The 13,630-nt window shown below is 61.4% G+C and carries 13 protein-coding genes and 1 pseudogene; 9 read left to right on the top strand and 5 right to left on the bottom strand.

Annotation, left to right across the window (positions count from 1 at the left end):
* Positions 1-37: 37 nt before the first annotated feature.
* Positions 38-715, bottom strand: coding sequence for an MIP/aquaporin family protein (locus NKH43_RS01675; RefSeq protein WP_023677138.1), 678 nt, complete (start codon positions 713-715; stop codon positions 38-40).
* A gap of 348 nt (positions 716-1,063) precedes the next feature.
* Here NKH43_RS01675 and NKH43_RS01670 point away from each other — a divergent pair, with 348 nt between their 5' ends.
* The 4 genes from NKH43_RS01670 (at position 1,064) to guaA (ending at position 5,284) form a co-directional block, all read left to right on the top strand.
* A complete protein-coding gene (locus NKH43_RS01670) occupies positions 1,064-2,353 on the top strand; it encodes an RsmB/NOP family class I SAM-dependent RNA methyltransferase (RefSeq protein WP_352493859.1) in 1,290 nt (429 codons plus the stop codon).
* A gap of 145 nt (positions 2,354-2,498) precedes the next feature.
* Positions 2,499-2,957, top strand: coding sequence for a PaaI family thioesterase (locus NKH43_RS01665; protein WP_023716493.1), 459 nt, complete (start codon positions 2,499-2,501; stop codon positions 2,955-2,957).
* 27 nt (positions 2,958-2,984) lie between these two features.
* Positions 2,985-3,635 carry a 5'-methylthioadenosine/S-adenosylhomocysteine nucleosidase gene (locus NKH43_RS01660; protein ID WP_023716494.1) on the top strand — a complete coding sequence of 217 codons (651 nt, stop codon included), beginning with the start codon at positions 2,985-2,987 and terminating at the stop codon, positions 3,633-3,635.
* Between the two features lie 86 nt (positions 3,636-3,721).
* Positions 3,722-5,284 (top strand): glutamine-hydrolyzing GMP synthase, encoded by a 1,563-nt coding sequence (gene guaA, locus NKH43_RS01655; RefSeq protein ID WP_352482341.1) that lies wholly within the window; start codon positions 3,722-3,724, stop codon positions 5,282-5,284.
* A gap of 262 nt (positions 5,285-5,546) precedes the next feature.
* Here guaA and NKH43_RS01650 read toward each other — a convergent pair whose 3' ends face one another.
* Complete coding sequence (locus NKH43_RS01650) at positions 5,547-6,119, bottom strand: NADPH-dependent F420 reductase (RefSeq protein ID WP_352547813.1); 573 nt, start codon at positions 6,117-6,119, stop codon at positions 5,547-5,549.
* A gap of 407 nt (positions 6,120-6,526) precedes the next feature.
* Between NKH43_RS01650 and NKH43_RS01645 the strand changes: the two genes are divergently transcribed.
* Complete coding sequence (locus NKH43_RS01645; RefSeq protein ID WP_023716496.1) at positions 6,527-6,760, top strand: hypothetical protein; 234 nt, start codon at positions 6,527-6,529, stop codon at positions 6,758-6,760.
* Between the two features lie 159 nt (positions 6,761-6,919).
* Here the strand turns inward: NKH43_RS01645 and NKH43_RS01640 are convergent, their stop codons facing one another.
* Positions 6,920-8,050 carry an aminopeptidase gene (locus NKH43_RS01640; protein ID WP_352856337.1) on the bottom strand — a complete coding sequence of 377 codons (1,131 nt, stop codon included), beginning with the start codon at positions 8,048-8,050 and terminating at the stop codon, positions 6,920-6,922.
* Between the two features lie 264 nt (positions 8,051-8,314).
* Here NKH43_RS01640 and NKH43_RS01635 point away from each other — a divergent pair, with 264 nt between their 5' ends.
* Positions 8,315-8,974, top strand: coding sequence for a L,D-transpeptidase (locus NKH43_RS01635; RefSeq protein WP_352482339.1), 660 nt, complete (start codon positions 8,315-8,317; stop codon positions 8,972-8,974).
* Positions 8,975-8,984: 10 nt separating this feature from the next.
* A complete protein-coding gene (locus NKH43_RS01630; protein ID WP_352856264.1) occupies positions 8,985-9,497 on the top strand; it encodes an OmpA family protein in 513 nt (170 codons plus the stop codon).
* A gap of 497 nt (positions 9,498-9,994) precedes the next feature.
* On the opposite strand, the pseudogene NKH43_RS01625 reads toward NKH43_RS01630, so the two are convergent.
* A pseudogene (locus tag NKH43_RS01625) lies at positions 9,995-10,424 on the bottom strand (GFA family protein).
* A gap of 282 nt (positions 10,425-10,706) precedes the next feature.
* Positions 10,707-11,513: an alpha/beta fold hydrolase gene (locus NKH43_RS01620; protein ID WP_352856262.1), complete on the bottom strand. Its 807-nt coding sequence runs from the start codon at positions 11,511-11,513 to the stop codon at positions 10,707-10,709.
* A gap of 89 nt (positions 11,514-11,602) precedes the next feature.
* On the opposite strand from NKH43_RS01620, the gene NKH43_RS01615 reads away from it, so the two are divergent.
* Together NKH43_RS01615 and NKH43_RS01610 are read left to right on the top strand one after the other, a co-directional pair.
* Positions 11,603-12,235 (top strand): TetR/AcrR family transcriptional regulator, encoded by a 633-nt coding sequence (locus NKH43_RS01615; RefSeq protein WP_352856261.1) that lies wholly within the window; start codon positions 11,603-11,605, stop codon positions 12,233-12,235.
* 526 nt (positions 12,236-12,761) lie between these two features.
* Positions 12,762-13,310: a dihydrofolate reductase family protein gene (locus tag NKH43_RS01610; RefSeq protein ID WP_352856260.1), complete on the top strand. Its 549-nt coding sequence runs from the start codon at positions 12,762-12,764 to the stop codon at positions 13,308-13,310.
* Positions 13,311-13,630: the final 320 nt, after the last annotated feature.

Below are 13,630 nucleotides of genomic sequence, written 5' to 3'. Positions count from 1 at the left end.
GCCTCGACCCGCGCCTTTTCGTTGGGCCTCCGAAAAGTCAGTCCTTCTCGAAAATGCCGGCCTTGGCAACCACGCCGGCAATGGCGCCGCCGATCAGCGGCGCGACGATGAACAGCCACAGCTGGCCGATCGCCGCAGTTCCCGAAAACAGCGCCGGTCCGATCGAACGGGCCGGGTTGAGCGATGTGCCGGTCACCGGGATGATGGCGAAATGCAGGCCGGCCAGCGTCAGGCCGATTACGAGGCCGGCGAAGGCCGTGGTGTGCTTGGCGTTGGTGACGCCGAGGATCACCGTGACGAAGGTGAAGGTTCCGATCAGCTCCCACAGGAAGGCCGAGCTGACGCCCCATTTCGTCACGTCCCAGCCATTGGCGCCGAAGCCGCCGGTGTGGCCGCCGACCTGTCCGGAGACGATGATCCACAGTGCCAGCGATGCGATGATGGCGCCGATGACCTGCGCGATCCAGTAGGGAATGACGTCCCTGGCCGGCATCCGCCCGGCGAGGAACACACCGAGCGTCACCGCCGGATTGAGGTGCGCGCCGGAAATCGGGCCGATCGCATAGGCCGCCGCAATCAGGCCGATGCCGAATGCCAGACCGATACCTTCCTGGCCAAGCGGCAGCGCGCCGCCGAAGCCGCCCGTCACCACCGAAGCCGTGCCGATGAACACCAATAGAAACGTGCCTAGAACTTCCGCCAGATAAGTTTTCATTGCCCTCTCCTCGTATCGACCCGCGGCTCCGCCTTTTTCTGCGACGCGAATCACCGCGCAAAGAGTATTCGCAACCGCAAAAGTTGCAAAGCAGAGCAGTTGCACCAGCCGGCGTGCTTGCGCCCGCCAGACAAGAACATTAGAAGCTTGTAATATATTGATCGAATTATTTGGTTCCGCATGCCGACGCCCGCTTGGTGGCGGCGGCTCGCGATGCACGAACCCACATTCGTCACCCGCCTTGCATGGATTGTCTCGCCGTCGGGGAAACAGAACTGTTTCAATCAGGACACGAAAAGCTCTAAGAGCAGGGCCGGATTTTATTTTGCTGAGTAATGGAAGACGACAATGAGACTGGGCGGGCGGCTGGCGGCAGCCATCGAAGTGCTTGACGACATTGGCCGGCGCCACCGGCCGGTGGCCGATGCGCTGAAGGACTGGGGCCTGTCGCACCGCTTCGCCGGTGGCGGCGACCGCGCCGCGATCGGCAACATCGTCTATGACGCGCTGCGCCGCAAGCGCTCGGCCGGCTGGCTGTTGGGCGAAGACACGCCGCGCGCCATCGGCTTCGGCGCGCTGCTGCTCGAGTGGGGCCAGACGGCGCAGTCGCTGAACGAGGCGCTCGAGGGCGACAAGTTCGCGCCGCCGCTGCTGAACGCCGACGAATTGAAAACCCTCGCCGCTCGCCGGCTCACCGACGCGCCGCCGGCTGTCAGGGCAGACATCCCTGACTGGTGCATGCCGCTGTTCGAGCGGGCGTTCGGCACGGCCTGGGTGGAAGAGGGTGCCGCGCTTGGCACTCGCCCGCCGCTCGACCTCAGGGTCAACACGCTCAAGGCCGATCGTGGCAAGGTGCTGGCGGAATTGGCGGAGACCGGCGCCAAGCCTGCGCGGATCGCGCCGCACGGCATCCGCATCCCGCCGATCGACGGCGACGGCAGGCACCCGAACGTGCAGGCCGAACCGGCCTTCCAGAAAGGCTGGTTCGAGGTTCAGGACGAAGGTTCGCAGATTGCAGCCGAACTGGCCGGCGCCGAGCCTGGCATGCAGGTGCTCGACTTTTGTGCCGGCGCCGGCGGCAAGACGCTGGCGCTGTCCGCGGCGATGGACAATCGCGGCCAGATCTTCGCCCACGATGCCGAGAAGGCAAGGCTGGCGCCGATATTCGACCGCATCCGCCGCTCGGAAAACCGCAATGTGCAGATCGTCACCAAGCCGGCCGAGCTTGCGCCGCTCGGCAAGCACATGGATATCGTCCTGATCGATGCGCCCTGTACCGGCAGCGGCACGTGGCGGCGCCGGCCGGATGCCAAATGGCGGCTGACGCAAAGGCAGCTCGACGCCCGCAAGGGCGAGCAGGAGACGATACTCGATGCCGCCAAGGACTTCGTCAAACCCGGCGGCCTGCTGGTCTACATCACCTGTTCGGTGTTCGACGAGGAGAATGGCGACCAGGTTTCGGCCTTCCGGGACCGCCATCCCGGCTTTGTCCCGGTCGATCACCGCCAGCTTTGGGACAGCCGTTTTGCGGGCCACGAAGCGGCAGTGCGTATTGGCGCCGCGGGCGGCATTTCGCTGTCGCCGTTGCTGAGCGGCACCGACGGCTTTTATTTCTGCGCGCTGCGGCGGGCTGGCTGAACGGTTGCCGGATGTCGCCGATCTCGCTTCTTATCAGCAGGTTTAGCCAATTGCTGCAGTGCAGCATTTGCGATTGCCTGCCGCCCACCCCTCTGCGATAAATGCCTCTGCAATAAGATTTGTCGAGAAACGAAGGGCGACGGCCATGGCAGCAAAGATCGTTCCTGCTCCCGATTATGAGGACCGCGTCAGGACGTCCTTCGCGCGCCAGAACGCGATGATGACGATTGGCGCCGAGCTGACGCTGGTGACGCCCGGTATCATCGAGATCGAAATGCCCTATTCGTCGGCACTGACCCAGCAGCACGGCTTTCTTCATGCCGGCGTCATTTCGACGGCTCTCGATTCGGCCTGTGGCTATGCGGCATTCTCGCTGATGCCGGAAAATTCCGGCGTGCTGACCATCGAGTTCAAGGTCAATCTGCTGGCGCCCGGCCGGGGCGAGCGCTTCCTGTTCCGCGGCTCGGTGACCAAGCCCGGTCGCACCATTATCGTCGCCGATGGCCAGGCCTATGCGTTCGCCACCGACGGCGAGGCCAAGTTGATCGCCACGATGACCGGAACGATGATGACGGTGCTCGGCCGCGACGATATCGAGGGCTGAGGAACGGGCAGGGGAGGACAGACGATCATGGCCGGCAAGACACCTGGTGAGCTCACCCTGATTTCCGGCAAGTCCGTTCTCTTCGTCATGGCGGCCGAAGCCGAATACGGCCCACACTTGCAGCGGCTGTTCACGCCGCTGATGACCGGCGTCGGGCCGGTCGAGGCCGGCGTCGGGCTCAGCGCCGAACTGTCCCGGCTGCACGCCGGGAAGGCGCTGCCGGATCTGGTGGTGTCGCTCGGTTCGGCGGGCAGCCGGATGCTGGAGCAGACGGAAATCTACCAGGCCGTTTCGGTCGCCTACCGCGACATGGACGCTTCGCCCTTGGGTTTCGAGAAGGGCGCCACGCCGTTTCTCGACCTGCCTGTCGGTGTGCCGCTACCGTTCAGGATACCGGGCATCAGGCCGGCGACGCTGTCCACCGGCGCGGCAATCGTCTCCGGCGCCGCCTACGACGCGGTCGCCGCTGATATGGTCGACATGGAGACCTTCGCCTGCCTGCGCGCCTGTCAGCTGTTCGACGTGCCGCTTATCGGCCTGCGCGGCATTTCCGACGGGGCGGCCGATCTGAGACACGTCGGCGACTGGACGGAATACCTGCATGTCATCGACGAGAAGCTGGCCGGGGCGGTGCAACTGCTGGAACAGGCGATCGCGTCTGACACGCTGCAGTTTTGACCTGTCCCATTAAGATGCGGATTCGGAGTGAGAGAGACGCCCCGCAACCCATTGCGCCGACTCGTTTCTTTCTTTAAACGCTCGCCATGAAAACAGCCAATCATCCCGACACCGTCCTGATTGTCGATTTCGGCAGCCAGTTCACTCAGCTGATTGCCCGCCGCATTCGCGAGGCCGGCGTCTTTTCCGAGATCGTGCCCTTCCAGTCGGCTGAGGCGGCGTTCAAGCGCATCAATCCAAAGGCGGTGATCCTGTCCGGCGGTCCGGCCTCGACCAGCGACATCGGCAGTCCGCGCGCGCCACAGATCGTCTTCGACGCCGGCGTGCCGGTGCTCGGCATCTGCTATGGCCAGATGGCGATGTGCGTGCAGATGGGCGGCGTCGCCGAAAGCTCCGACCATCGCGAGTTCGGCCGCGCCTTCGTCGAGATCGCCAAGGACAGCCCGTTGTTCGAGGGCCTGTGGGCGCCCGGCCAGCGCCACCAGGTGTGGATGAGCCATGGCGACCGTGTCATCTCCCTGCCGAAGGGATTCGAGGTGCTCGGAAAATCGGAGGGCTCGCCCTTCGCCATCTTCGGCAATGTCGAGCGCAAGATGTACGGCCTCATGTTCCACCCCGAAGTGGTGCACACGCCGGACGGCGCCAGGCTGCTCCAAAACTTCGTCCACAACATCGCCGGCATCGAAGGCGACTGGACGATGCGGGCCTACCGTGAGCACGCGGTCGAGACGATCCGCAAGCAGGTTGGCAAGGGCAAGGTGATCTGCGCGCTTTCGGGCGGCGTCGATTCCTCGGTCGCGGCCCTGCTGATCCACGAGGCGGTCGGCGATCAGCTGACCTGCATCCTCGTCGACCACGGGCTGATGCGCAAGGACGAGGCGGCCGGCGTGGTGGAGATGTTTCGCCAGCACTACAATCTGCCGCTGATCCTGGTCGATGCTTCGGACCGTTTTATCGGCGCGCTCGAGGGCGAGTCGGATCCGGAGAAGAAGCGCAAGACCATCGGCCGGCTGTTCATTGAAGTGTTCGAGGAGGAGGCCGAGAAGCTCGGCGGCGCCGATTTCCTGGCGCAAGGCACGCTCTATCCCGACGTCATCGAAAGCGTCTCTTTCACCGGCGGACCGTCGGTGACGATCAAGTCGCACCACAATGTCGGAGGCCTACCCGCGCGCATGAACATGCAGCTGGTCGAGCCGCTGCGCGAATTGTTCAAGGACGAGGTGAGGGCGCTCGGCAAGGAGCTCGGCCTGCCCGACAGCTTCATCGGCCGGCATCCGTTCCCCGGCCCCGGTCTCGCCATCCGCTGCCCGGGCGGCATCACCCGCGAAAAGCTGGAGATCCTGCGTGAGGCCGATGCCATCTATCTGGATGAGATCCGCAAGGCCGGCCTCTACGACGCCATCTGGCAGGCCTTCGCCGTGCTGCTGCCGGTGCAGACCGTCGGCGTGATGGGTGACGGCCGCACCTACGAATTCGTCTGCGCGCTGCGCGCCGTCACCTCGGTAGATGGCATGACTGCGGATTTCTACCACTACGACATGGCATTCCTGGGCGCCGCCGCCACCCGCATCATCAACGAGGTGCGCGGCATTAACCGCGTCGTCTACGACGTGACGAGCAAACCGCCAGGCACGATCGAGTGGGAGTGAGGAGGGAGTGCGGTGGAGTAGTATCGGATAGCAGAGGACACTCGAGCGAATCCTAGGCCATCGATAGCAGCCGATAGGTTCTAGGCGACCGGCAGATCTGCCGCTGTGTCGGGCGTCTCCCCGCTCTTCGAACGGCGCCCATACCCCGTCGGGCCCACCCCAACCTTCGCGACTTTGTGGCCTTCAAATATTCGGTCGCGCGCTGCTCGAAGAAGTTAGCGCGCGACCAGTTCTCGGCGTCGACCACACGGTCGTAGATCGATTACTGCTCCTTCTTGAACAGGTCCTGGAAGATGAGCTGGCCCCACGTGCGGCCGCGTGCGTGAACCAGCGCGCCACCCTCGCTGAGCTTTCCCAGCTTGACGGGTGCGAACCCGAGTTGTTTGGCCAAGGCCGCCACCGGAGCGGTCGCGTCCTCGTCGTCGCTCGACAGAAAGACGACCCGGTGGCCGCCCTCGACGACCAGGTGATTGAACCCTTTCACGAGCTTGGCGCCGGTGAACGCCTTCGCGACGAAGGCGGAGGACGGGAGACCGTCCAGCTCTTCAGGGACTGGAAACGCGTTCATCGCGTCGATGACCGTCTTGCCTTTCCAACTCGGCAGGACCTTCGCAACCTCGCGATGCTCCCCGAACGGGACCGCCAAGATGATTGTGTCGGCCTCGAGTGCATCCCGCAGCGACTTGGCGACGACCGTGGGTCCAATCGCCCGAGCCTGCGGCGCCAGCGCCTCGGGCGGCCGGCGGCTCGCGACGGTCACGTCGATGTTTTTACGGGCGAAGGCGTGGGCGAGGGCCTGGCCTACCGCACCGAATCCTACAATCGCATAGCTCATAATACTTCTCCGATCCGTGTTGGTCTTGATTCCCCGGCCCTCAACGGCGCTGGGTTATCCGTTTCGCTGCATGGCGACCTTCGCGAGATCTTCGGACTGCCACCCCAAGCGATGCGCGTCATCGGTTCGAATTCCTGAATTGACGCGTAGACGTCCTGCCGTGAACGACTTCCGCGCGGCCGGACGGTCAGCCGCGCGGCAGGCAAGCCCGGATACTCGAACGTGTGCGTCCAATCCTCCTCACTCGTTCATGTCGACATGGCTTGCGATCTCCGACTCCGGCGGAACCTATGACTCACAACCGACCCCAAGGAACACTGTTGCCGCCCATCTAGCCGTCTTATCGGTATCGGCGAAGCCGCTGATCTGTGCTAAGCCGCCGCCCGAATAGCCAAAGGAGTACACCCGTGAGCGAGCCGACCGTGGCCGAGGCGACCGACAGCATCTATGCATCGCTCCGGGCGAACAATGCCGACATCGACGCACATATCGCGGCGCTCAAAGCAGCGCTGACGCGAGAGGGGATAGAACAGGCGGTGTTTGATCCGGCAAGGCTGGCACAGAACAACCGTTCGGGCCGCAAGCTGATGCAGGCTTATTTTCGGCAGCGCGGCGTGAGCGTGAGGTTTTCGGCCTCGTAGGGGCGCACACTGAGGCGCCACAGCCCGCCGGCAATCATTGTGGTCCAGGACCCCTCGGGGAGTTCAGGCAAGTCCGCTTTTGGCTTCTGTAGGCCGACATGCGTCTTCTGGCCCCGCCGACGTCAAAGTACCTAGGAAATCGGCCGACAAATGGTCAATTCAATCACCTGCGCTGGCTGCCGAGTATATCAGCGACCGATTCGCCGCTTCTGGCCTTCGGATTTGACCGGCCCAATTGCATGTATCTGCCGCCTCGAGCGCTTCGGCGCGGTCAGATTTGTCTAACGCTCCTATCCGTCGAACCGACGCGAAGAACCGTGGATAGTCGCCCGAACACAAATCGAATAAGCGGAGAAACGCAGTCACCCGATCGCTGTAGACGGAAGTCGCGGCGAGCTTTGCGTTGTTGATCGGAGCATCGAACCAGGCGTCATATCCACGGTATCCACCCCAGCGCCTGTCGCGCATCTGTCGGTATCGCGTCCTCAGCCGTTCGATCGCGGCCTTCTTCGCGGCCCACTTCTGCTCAGAAGTAACATCGTCGTCATAGACATGCCTTAGCTCGTCCCGGGTCTGCGACACCAGCACAAGAAATTCAGCTCTGCGCCTCCGGTCGGCTTCGTAACGGCGCAATCCGGCAGTATCGCCGGTCGCGCGCAGCCATTTTCTCACACCCGTTGTTTCGACAGCGACAGCGAACGCTTCGTTGAACGAGGAATCGTCATGCACGTAGACGCGCTGGTGAGCGAGTTCGTGGAATACCAGCCCTGCAAGATACGTTTCATCTTGGCTGAGCATGGTGCTTAGCAGCGGGTCACTTGACCAGCCGAGCGTGGAATATGCAGTGATGCCCGTCACATAGATGTCCAGGCCCTGTCTCTGAAGTTCGACAGCGGTTTCAATCGCAGACCTTTTGGAGAAGTACCCTCGGTACGGTACGCATCCGAACACCGGAAAGCACCATGTTCGTGGCGTCAGCGAGAATTCCGGCGCTGCAAAGATGGCCCATGTCACCGCGTCTCGACCAACGTCAACATAGCTGCGGTAGCTGTTGTTGTCCGGCAGCGCTAGTTCATCTATCGCAAACTGTCGGATGGCGCTCGCCGATGCCATTCGAGCGCGCAATGTCCCAGGGGTCGAAGGATTGTCGATCAGCTCTCCGACATCCTGGCGCGCCGCCATGATCTCCACGTGACCCTTCAAGGATTGTGCGTAGTAGGAAATGCTGGTGCAACCTGCCACGCCGGACATCACGATCATCGCAGCAACCGAACGAAAAGCATGCATCATGCCCACGGCATCGCTCACACTTCCGGATAGGGCAAATGTCGCAACTACGCCCGGTCCCAAACAGTCGCGCCAATTTGGTAAGGTCCTAGAGGGGGTTTAGGTTAGACGTTCGTCCTCGGCAAGATAGTCACAATTCGGTCACTCGCCGCCAAATTGCCGAATGTCCGGACACGGCCGACTTAAGCAACGCAGCATTTTCCACTTTGAGGCGAAATAATTCTCAACTATGGTCCGCCAGGCTTTAGGCATGGGGGAATATTGCCGATGGTTTTATCACGCAGGGGTGTCGTGCTCGGCGGCCTGGCGCTGGTCGCGGTAGGTGCAACCAGCAATATTGCTCAAGCCGCGGCGGCAAAATCCTTTTTCGCCGGTACCGCCAGCGACAACAATTTTGTCTATCGCAAGACCAACTTCGCCAAGATCGACAAGAGATGGCATCGCCAGATCGTCAAGTATTTCAGCAGCGAGCCGGTCGGCACCGTCGTGGTCGATACCCGCCACCACTTCCTCTACGTCATCATGGAAAACAAGACCGCCATCCGCTACGGCGTCGGCGTCGGCAAGGACGGCTTCAAATGGTACGGCCGCGCGACGATCGACCGCCGCGCGCTGTGGCCGCAATGGGTCCCGCCCCCCGAAATGCGTAAGCGCAAGCCGGACCTACCGCCCATGGTCGCAGGCGGCGCGTCCAACAATCCGCTCGGGCCGCGCGCGCTCTATCTGCACCGCGACGGCGCCGACACCGGCTACCGCCTGCATGGCACGCTGGAGCCATGGAGCATCGGCACCGACGCTTCCAGCGGCTGCATCCGCATGTTCCCGGAAGACATCATCGACCTCTACCAGCGCTGCCCGATCGGGACCGCGGTGCAGGTCTTGCCGCACATCGCCGACCAGGCGCCCGCTTCCACCACTGTCGAATGATTGGCGCCTCATGAACCGCATGATTGAAAACACGCGCCGGCTGCTCGCCGCCGGCCTGCTGGTGCTGGCCGCATCCTGCTCGACCAGCAACACGCTGGCCCCTTCGACGCCCGACATCACCAACACCGAGGTTGCCGGCTTCCAGAACGTGCAGCCGGGCAGCGAGGAGGATTTTATCCTCAATGTCGGCCGCCGCACCTATTTCACGCAAGGTTCGGCCGCGCTCGATTCTGTCGCCAAGGCCACCCTCGACACCCAGATCGCCTGGTTAGCAAAGCATCCGCGCTGGCTGCTCAAGCTGCAGGGTTTCGCCGACGATCCCGGCGCAAGTGAAACGGCGCTGTCGCAGCAGCGCGCCGATGCGGTGATGGACTACCTCGCCGCCGGCGGCATAGACCGCAACCGTATGTGGGCCAAGGGCTACGGCAAGGACAGGCTCGTCCGCGACTGCCCCAATACCGCCTGCAGGTCGCAGAACCGCCGCGTTGTGTCTAATTTGCGCGATGAGAGGGACGAGTCGTAGGGGCGGCTGTTCTGCTTGTGACCCGAAGCAGAGTCTCACACGCGACGGCGGCATGGCTGCTTTGCGCCGCATTCCGGCCGTTCACGGACCCGGCACGATGTCTCCAAAGCTGTCGTCCGTTAATCTGCGCCAAAGTCTGTAATGGGGTGGGTAAGGGCCAGCCCGTTCTGGCTTAGGAACGCAAAGGTCATGTTGACTAGGCGAAACGCTCCGAGGCTCTGCCACTCCATTTCGACCGGGTCAACGCCAGAGGCTTCAATCTCAGGCGAGCTCGTGCCGGGTAGGGTGATCAACCCGTATTGTGATTCTGCTGCTCGCCAGGAAGAGTGAATTCCATCATCGACAGTCTCGTTTCTATAGGCTCGGAGTATGCTTCGATAATGGGATTCGAATGCAGGATGCCAATCCGCAGTGGACGTGAGAGACCAGCACAGCGATGACCGTGCCCTACAGGTATGTAGCAAACCGTTGACGGGCAGCTGGTCCACATTTCGAGCCTAATCGGCTTCTTTCCGCGTTACGTGCCCTTCGTGCTGGGGCAATGCGTCGGTGATGGTGAACCAGGGCGCTCTCGAACCGACGAACATGTGGTCCGTCGGTGAAATTGACGGAGCATCGACCAGCGTCCCCATCGCGACGTGAACGAACCCTCCGTCAACTCGAGAAAACAGCAGCGAGCCGCATGTCTTGCAATGCTCATCGCTGAACTGGTCTTTTTCGAATGAGGAGATCTCGGTTTCACCCCGAACGATAAGTCAGTTCGTTACCATGGACGCGGGCGAACGCCTTGAACGCCGACCCCGTTGTGCGACGACAAGCTGCGCAATGACAGTTTGCTGCGAAGATGAACGCGTCTGTGACCTGATAACAGACTGCTTTGCACAGGCAGGTGCCCAGTAACGGGCGCTTACGGTTCGTCTCGCTCATCTGGGTTCTCCGCACGTCGTCATCGCCGTTGAGCTTCTGCCCTGCCCCAGACTTCGTCGATCGTTTCCGCCCAGCGCCGAAGCGCCCGCACAAGTGATGGATGTGATAGGCCTCACCGTCGACAGGTCGAGAGCACGGCACGATGCCGCCCAGTGCTGTCTGCGTTGGAAGAAAGACTTCTCGCCGGTTTCTGCCTTGGCCGAACGCCATCGATCGCGGCTTCGCCGCGTCGCAATTCAACACGACTCAACGCCGGTAACTCCTCGCGGCCGCCACTACTGGTTATCGGTCCGAAACCTTGGCTACAAAGGCGAGGGCCGTCGCGTTGAATTCGTCCGGACGCTGTAACGGCGCGAAGTGACTAACGCCGGGCAAAATGATCAATTCGGCGCCCGGAATAGCGTCAGCCAGGTAGTTGGCATGCTCTCGCTTGATAAATTCGTCATGCTCGCCGAGTGCGATGACCACAGGTACTTTGATGGCGCCAAGGTCCTCTTTGGTATAGTTTGGCTGGGTTCGCATCATCAGTCCCACCGCGCCGACGAACTGGTCGAAGTCACCTGGCGTGGCGGAGAGCATGGCGTAGTCTTTCTTGTGGCGGCTGAAGCAGCGATCGAGAAGCGGACTCGGTTCGATCTGCTTTGTGCCACCAGGATCCATGTTGCAGGCAAAAAAGAAGACGCCTGCCACGCGTGCTGGTGCCTTGGAGGCAAGCACCAGAGCGACGCAGGCGCCGTCACTCCAGCCGACGAGGGTAGCCTTGTCGAGGGACAGGTGGTCCATCACAGCCACGACGTCAGAAGCCATGAATTCATAGGAATATGGTCTGTCATCGCGGGTGCTGCGGCCGTGCCCGCGACTGTCGATCGTCACCACGCGGTGGCCCGCCGCCGCCAATGCCGAAACCTGATATCCCCAGTTGCCGCTGTGGCCGAGTCCGCCATGCAAGAGGATGATGGGAGGACCGCTACCAAATGATGCATACCAGATCAGGGCTCCGTCATGCTCTACTCGATCCTCGCGATCGGGGGCAGGAAGGGCGGCTCCATGCTCAGCAAACCGGCTAAGAACGTCGTCATATAAACTCATATCGCGTCCCGTGTTTTAAGAGCTATGCGCCCCCAGCGAATAGGTGCTTCATCGTTGACTCATACCGATCGTACGGTATAAATGTTCGTATGTCTAGACCAACCAAACATGCATCCGAGCGCGGTGATGCTCGAACTCGGCTCCTGGAAGCTGCAAGGGACATTATTCGCGCCAAAGGCTTCGCCGCGGCCAGCGTTGATGATCTTTGCAAGGCGGCTGCGGTAACTAAGGGGGCATTCTTCCACAGCTTCGGTAGCAAGGAAGCTCTGGGAGTTGCAGCTGCGGAATTTTGGGCGAGGACCACCTCGGACTTGTTCGCCGCTGCTCCCTATCATCACCCTCTCGATGCGCTGGATCGGGTGCTTGCGTATGTCGCTTTTCGCAAAGCAATCATCACCGACGATCTAGCAGATTCTAGCTGTCTGGTCGGAACGATGGTTCAAGAAACCTACATGACCTTCCCTCGCATCCGCGATGCGTGTGGAACCAGCATATTCGATCATGCGTCAACGTTAGAGGCCGACATTGAACTGGCCCGCAGTGAACGCGGTATTATGGATGATTGGACTGCCGAAAGCCTGGCTCGATACACGCAGACGGCAATTCAAGGAGGATTTGTTCTTGCGAAAGCAGGAAATGATGCGGAGCTGGCGCGTGAAAGTCTCGCTCATTTGGAGCGCTATATCCGCCTTCTGTTTCGCGTTGCCGAGGACAAGGGGTGAGCGAGATCGATCAAACGCAATCGGGCGCTTGTTCTGCCGGCATAACGATTCCGGCCGCCTGCAGCCCGTTCCGACCGCAACCGCCGTCAACCTGTAAGTTCGAATCCTAAGGCCGCAACCAGTTCTGGTAGCACAGGATGGCCGACAGCAAGGGGGCGCCAGCGCGACCGATCGGGCAGCCAGTCCACAATCGGCCCCGAGTGAGCCAGTCAATAATGCGCCTCATGTCGGTCTTAGAGTCAGCCGTTGCCTCTGCCCGAAAGCAGACGCCACATTGCTTTCTGTGTGACGGCATCTGTGTGCCGGTAGCGGATGTCTTGTACTCGCCAGCTCTTCCTGTCAGCGGATAGGCCACCAGTCACCCAGCTGTTCAAGTGTAAGGTTGATGGGACAACGCAGGGCTCGTTTGCGGCATGAACGCTTCCTTCCATACCGCTTGAGATTTGCAAACAGTTGCGATAGCGTTTGACCGCTTGCAAACTACAAGCAGTTTAATCTGTGAACCCACTGTGAGAAGGGGCTGGTCATGGGCAAACTTATCTTGGGAATGAACGTCTCCATCGATGGCTATGTCGATGACCTTGCCGGAAATCTGGTCATGGGCGCACCAAGCCAGAAGCACTTCGATTACTGGATCGAGACGATTCGCAACCATGCGGGCGCTGTGTATGGCCGCCGGATGTACGAGGTCATGCGCTACTGGGACGATGATCACGCGGAATGGGATGCTTCGCTTCGCCAGTTCGCGACACTCTGGCGCAAGCTGCCCAAATGGGTCGTTTCGCGCACGCTTTCAGGGGTCGGCCCGAAGGCCACGCTCATCTCCGGCGATATTGAAACGCAGATTCGCGAGATCGCGACCCGCACGGACGGTACCTTGAGCGTTTCCGGTCCGGAACTGGCCAGCCTTATGACCAGGCTGGGCCTGATCGAGGAATATCACCTGCATGTGAGGCCGTTCGTGCTCGGCAGGGGCAAGCCTTTCTTCCACGAGACAAGGCCTCCGCTGCAACTGGTGTCGAGCACATTGATCGATGACGATACGGTTCATATGATCTATGTGCCGCGAGACTGAACGATAAGGCGCTTCAGCGCCAACAGGCGAACCAACACGTACGTCCGCAATGGGCCTGATCCCGGACCTTCGCACCGAGATCTCACATGTCCGCTTGCGTGCTGGGTACCCTAGCAGCGGACGGTCTGCTGTCGGCCCACTGCGGTCATTCGCGAACTGGCGGCGAATGATCGAAATTGTGCAACTTCGCCTGTGCTCGGTCGGCAACCGCTGTCCTGTGTCGGTTTTGCATACCGCGTCAGCTGGATCCGCCAAATGACGTGCGCACACCAGTCGGCTTGGGCGTCGCAAAGGCGTTAGCGGAAATGATGCCGTCAAAA

Origin of the sequence: Mesorhizobium sp. M1163 (assembly GCF_040318415.1) — a bacterium.
In the GTDB taxonomy this organism is placed as follows: Bacteria; Pseudomonadota; Alphaproteobacteria; order Rhizobiales; family Rhizobiaceae; genus Mesorhizobium.
This window is presented reverse-complemented; position numbering and strand designations above follow the sequence as displayed.

What these genes read in the sequence shown, in the direction of transcription:
- NKH43_RS01675 (WP_023677138.1), bottom strand. Translation starts at nt 715, where the DNA reads ATGAAAACTTATCTGGCGGAAGTTCTAGGCACGTTTCTATTGGTGTTC.
- NKH43_RS01670 (WP_352493859.1), top strand. Translation starts at nt 1,064, where the DNA reads ATGAGACTGGGCGGGCGGCTGGCGGCAGCCATCGAAGTGCTTGACGAC.
- NKH43_RS01665 (WP_023716493.1), top strand. Translation starts at nt 2,499, where the DNA reads ATGGCAGCAAAGATCGTTCCTGCTCCCGATTATGAGGACCGCGTCAGG.
- NKH43_RS01660 (WP_023716494.1), top strand. Translation starts at nt 2,985, where the DNA reads ATGGCCGGCAAGACACCTGGTGAGCTCACCCTGATTTCCGGCAAGTCC.
- guaA (WP_352482341.1), top strand. Translation starts at nt 3,722, where the DNA reads ATGAAAACAGCCAATCATCCCGACACCGTCCTGATTGTCGATTTCGGC.
- NKH43_RS01650 (WP_352547813.1), bottom strand. Translation starts at nt 6,119, where the DNA reads ATGAGCTATGCGATTGTAGGATTCGGTGCGGTAGGCCAGGCCCTCGCC.
- NKH43_RS01640 (WP_352856337.1), bottom strand. Translation starts at nt 8,050, where the DNA reads ATGATGCATGCTTTTCGTTCGGTTGCTGCGATGATCGTGATGTCCGGC.
- NKH43_RS01635 (WP_352482339.1), top strand. Translation starts at nt 8,315, where the DNA reads ATGGTTTTATCACGCAGGGGTGTCGTGCTCGGCGGCCTGGCGCTGGTC.
- NKH43_RS01630 (WP_352856264.1), top strand. Translation starts at nt 8,985, where the DNA reads ATGAACCGCATGATTGAAAACACGCGCCGGCTGCTCGCCGCCGGCCTG.
- NKH43_RS01620 (WP_352856262.1), bottom strand. Translation starts at nt 11,513, where the DNA reads ATGAGTTTATATGACGACGTTCTTAGCCGGTTTGCTGAGCATGGAGCC.
- NKH43_RS01615 (WP_352856261.1), top strand. Translation starts at nt 11,603, where the DNA reads ATGTCTAGACCAACCAAACATGCATCCGAGCGCGGTGATGCTCGAACT.
- NKH43_RS01610 (WP_352856260.1), top strand. Translation starts at nt 12,762, where the DNA reads ATGGGCAAACTTATCTTGGGAATGAACGTCTCCATCGATGGCTATGTC.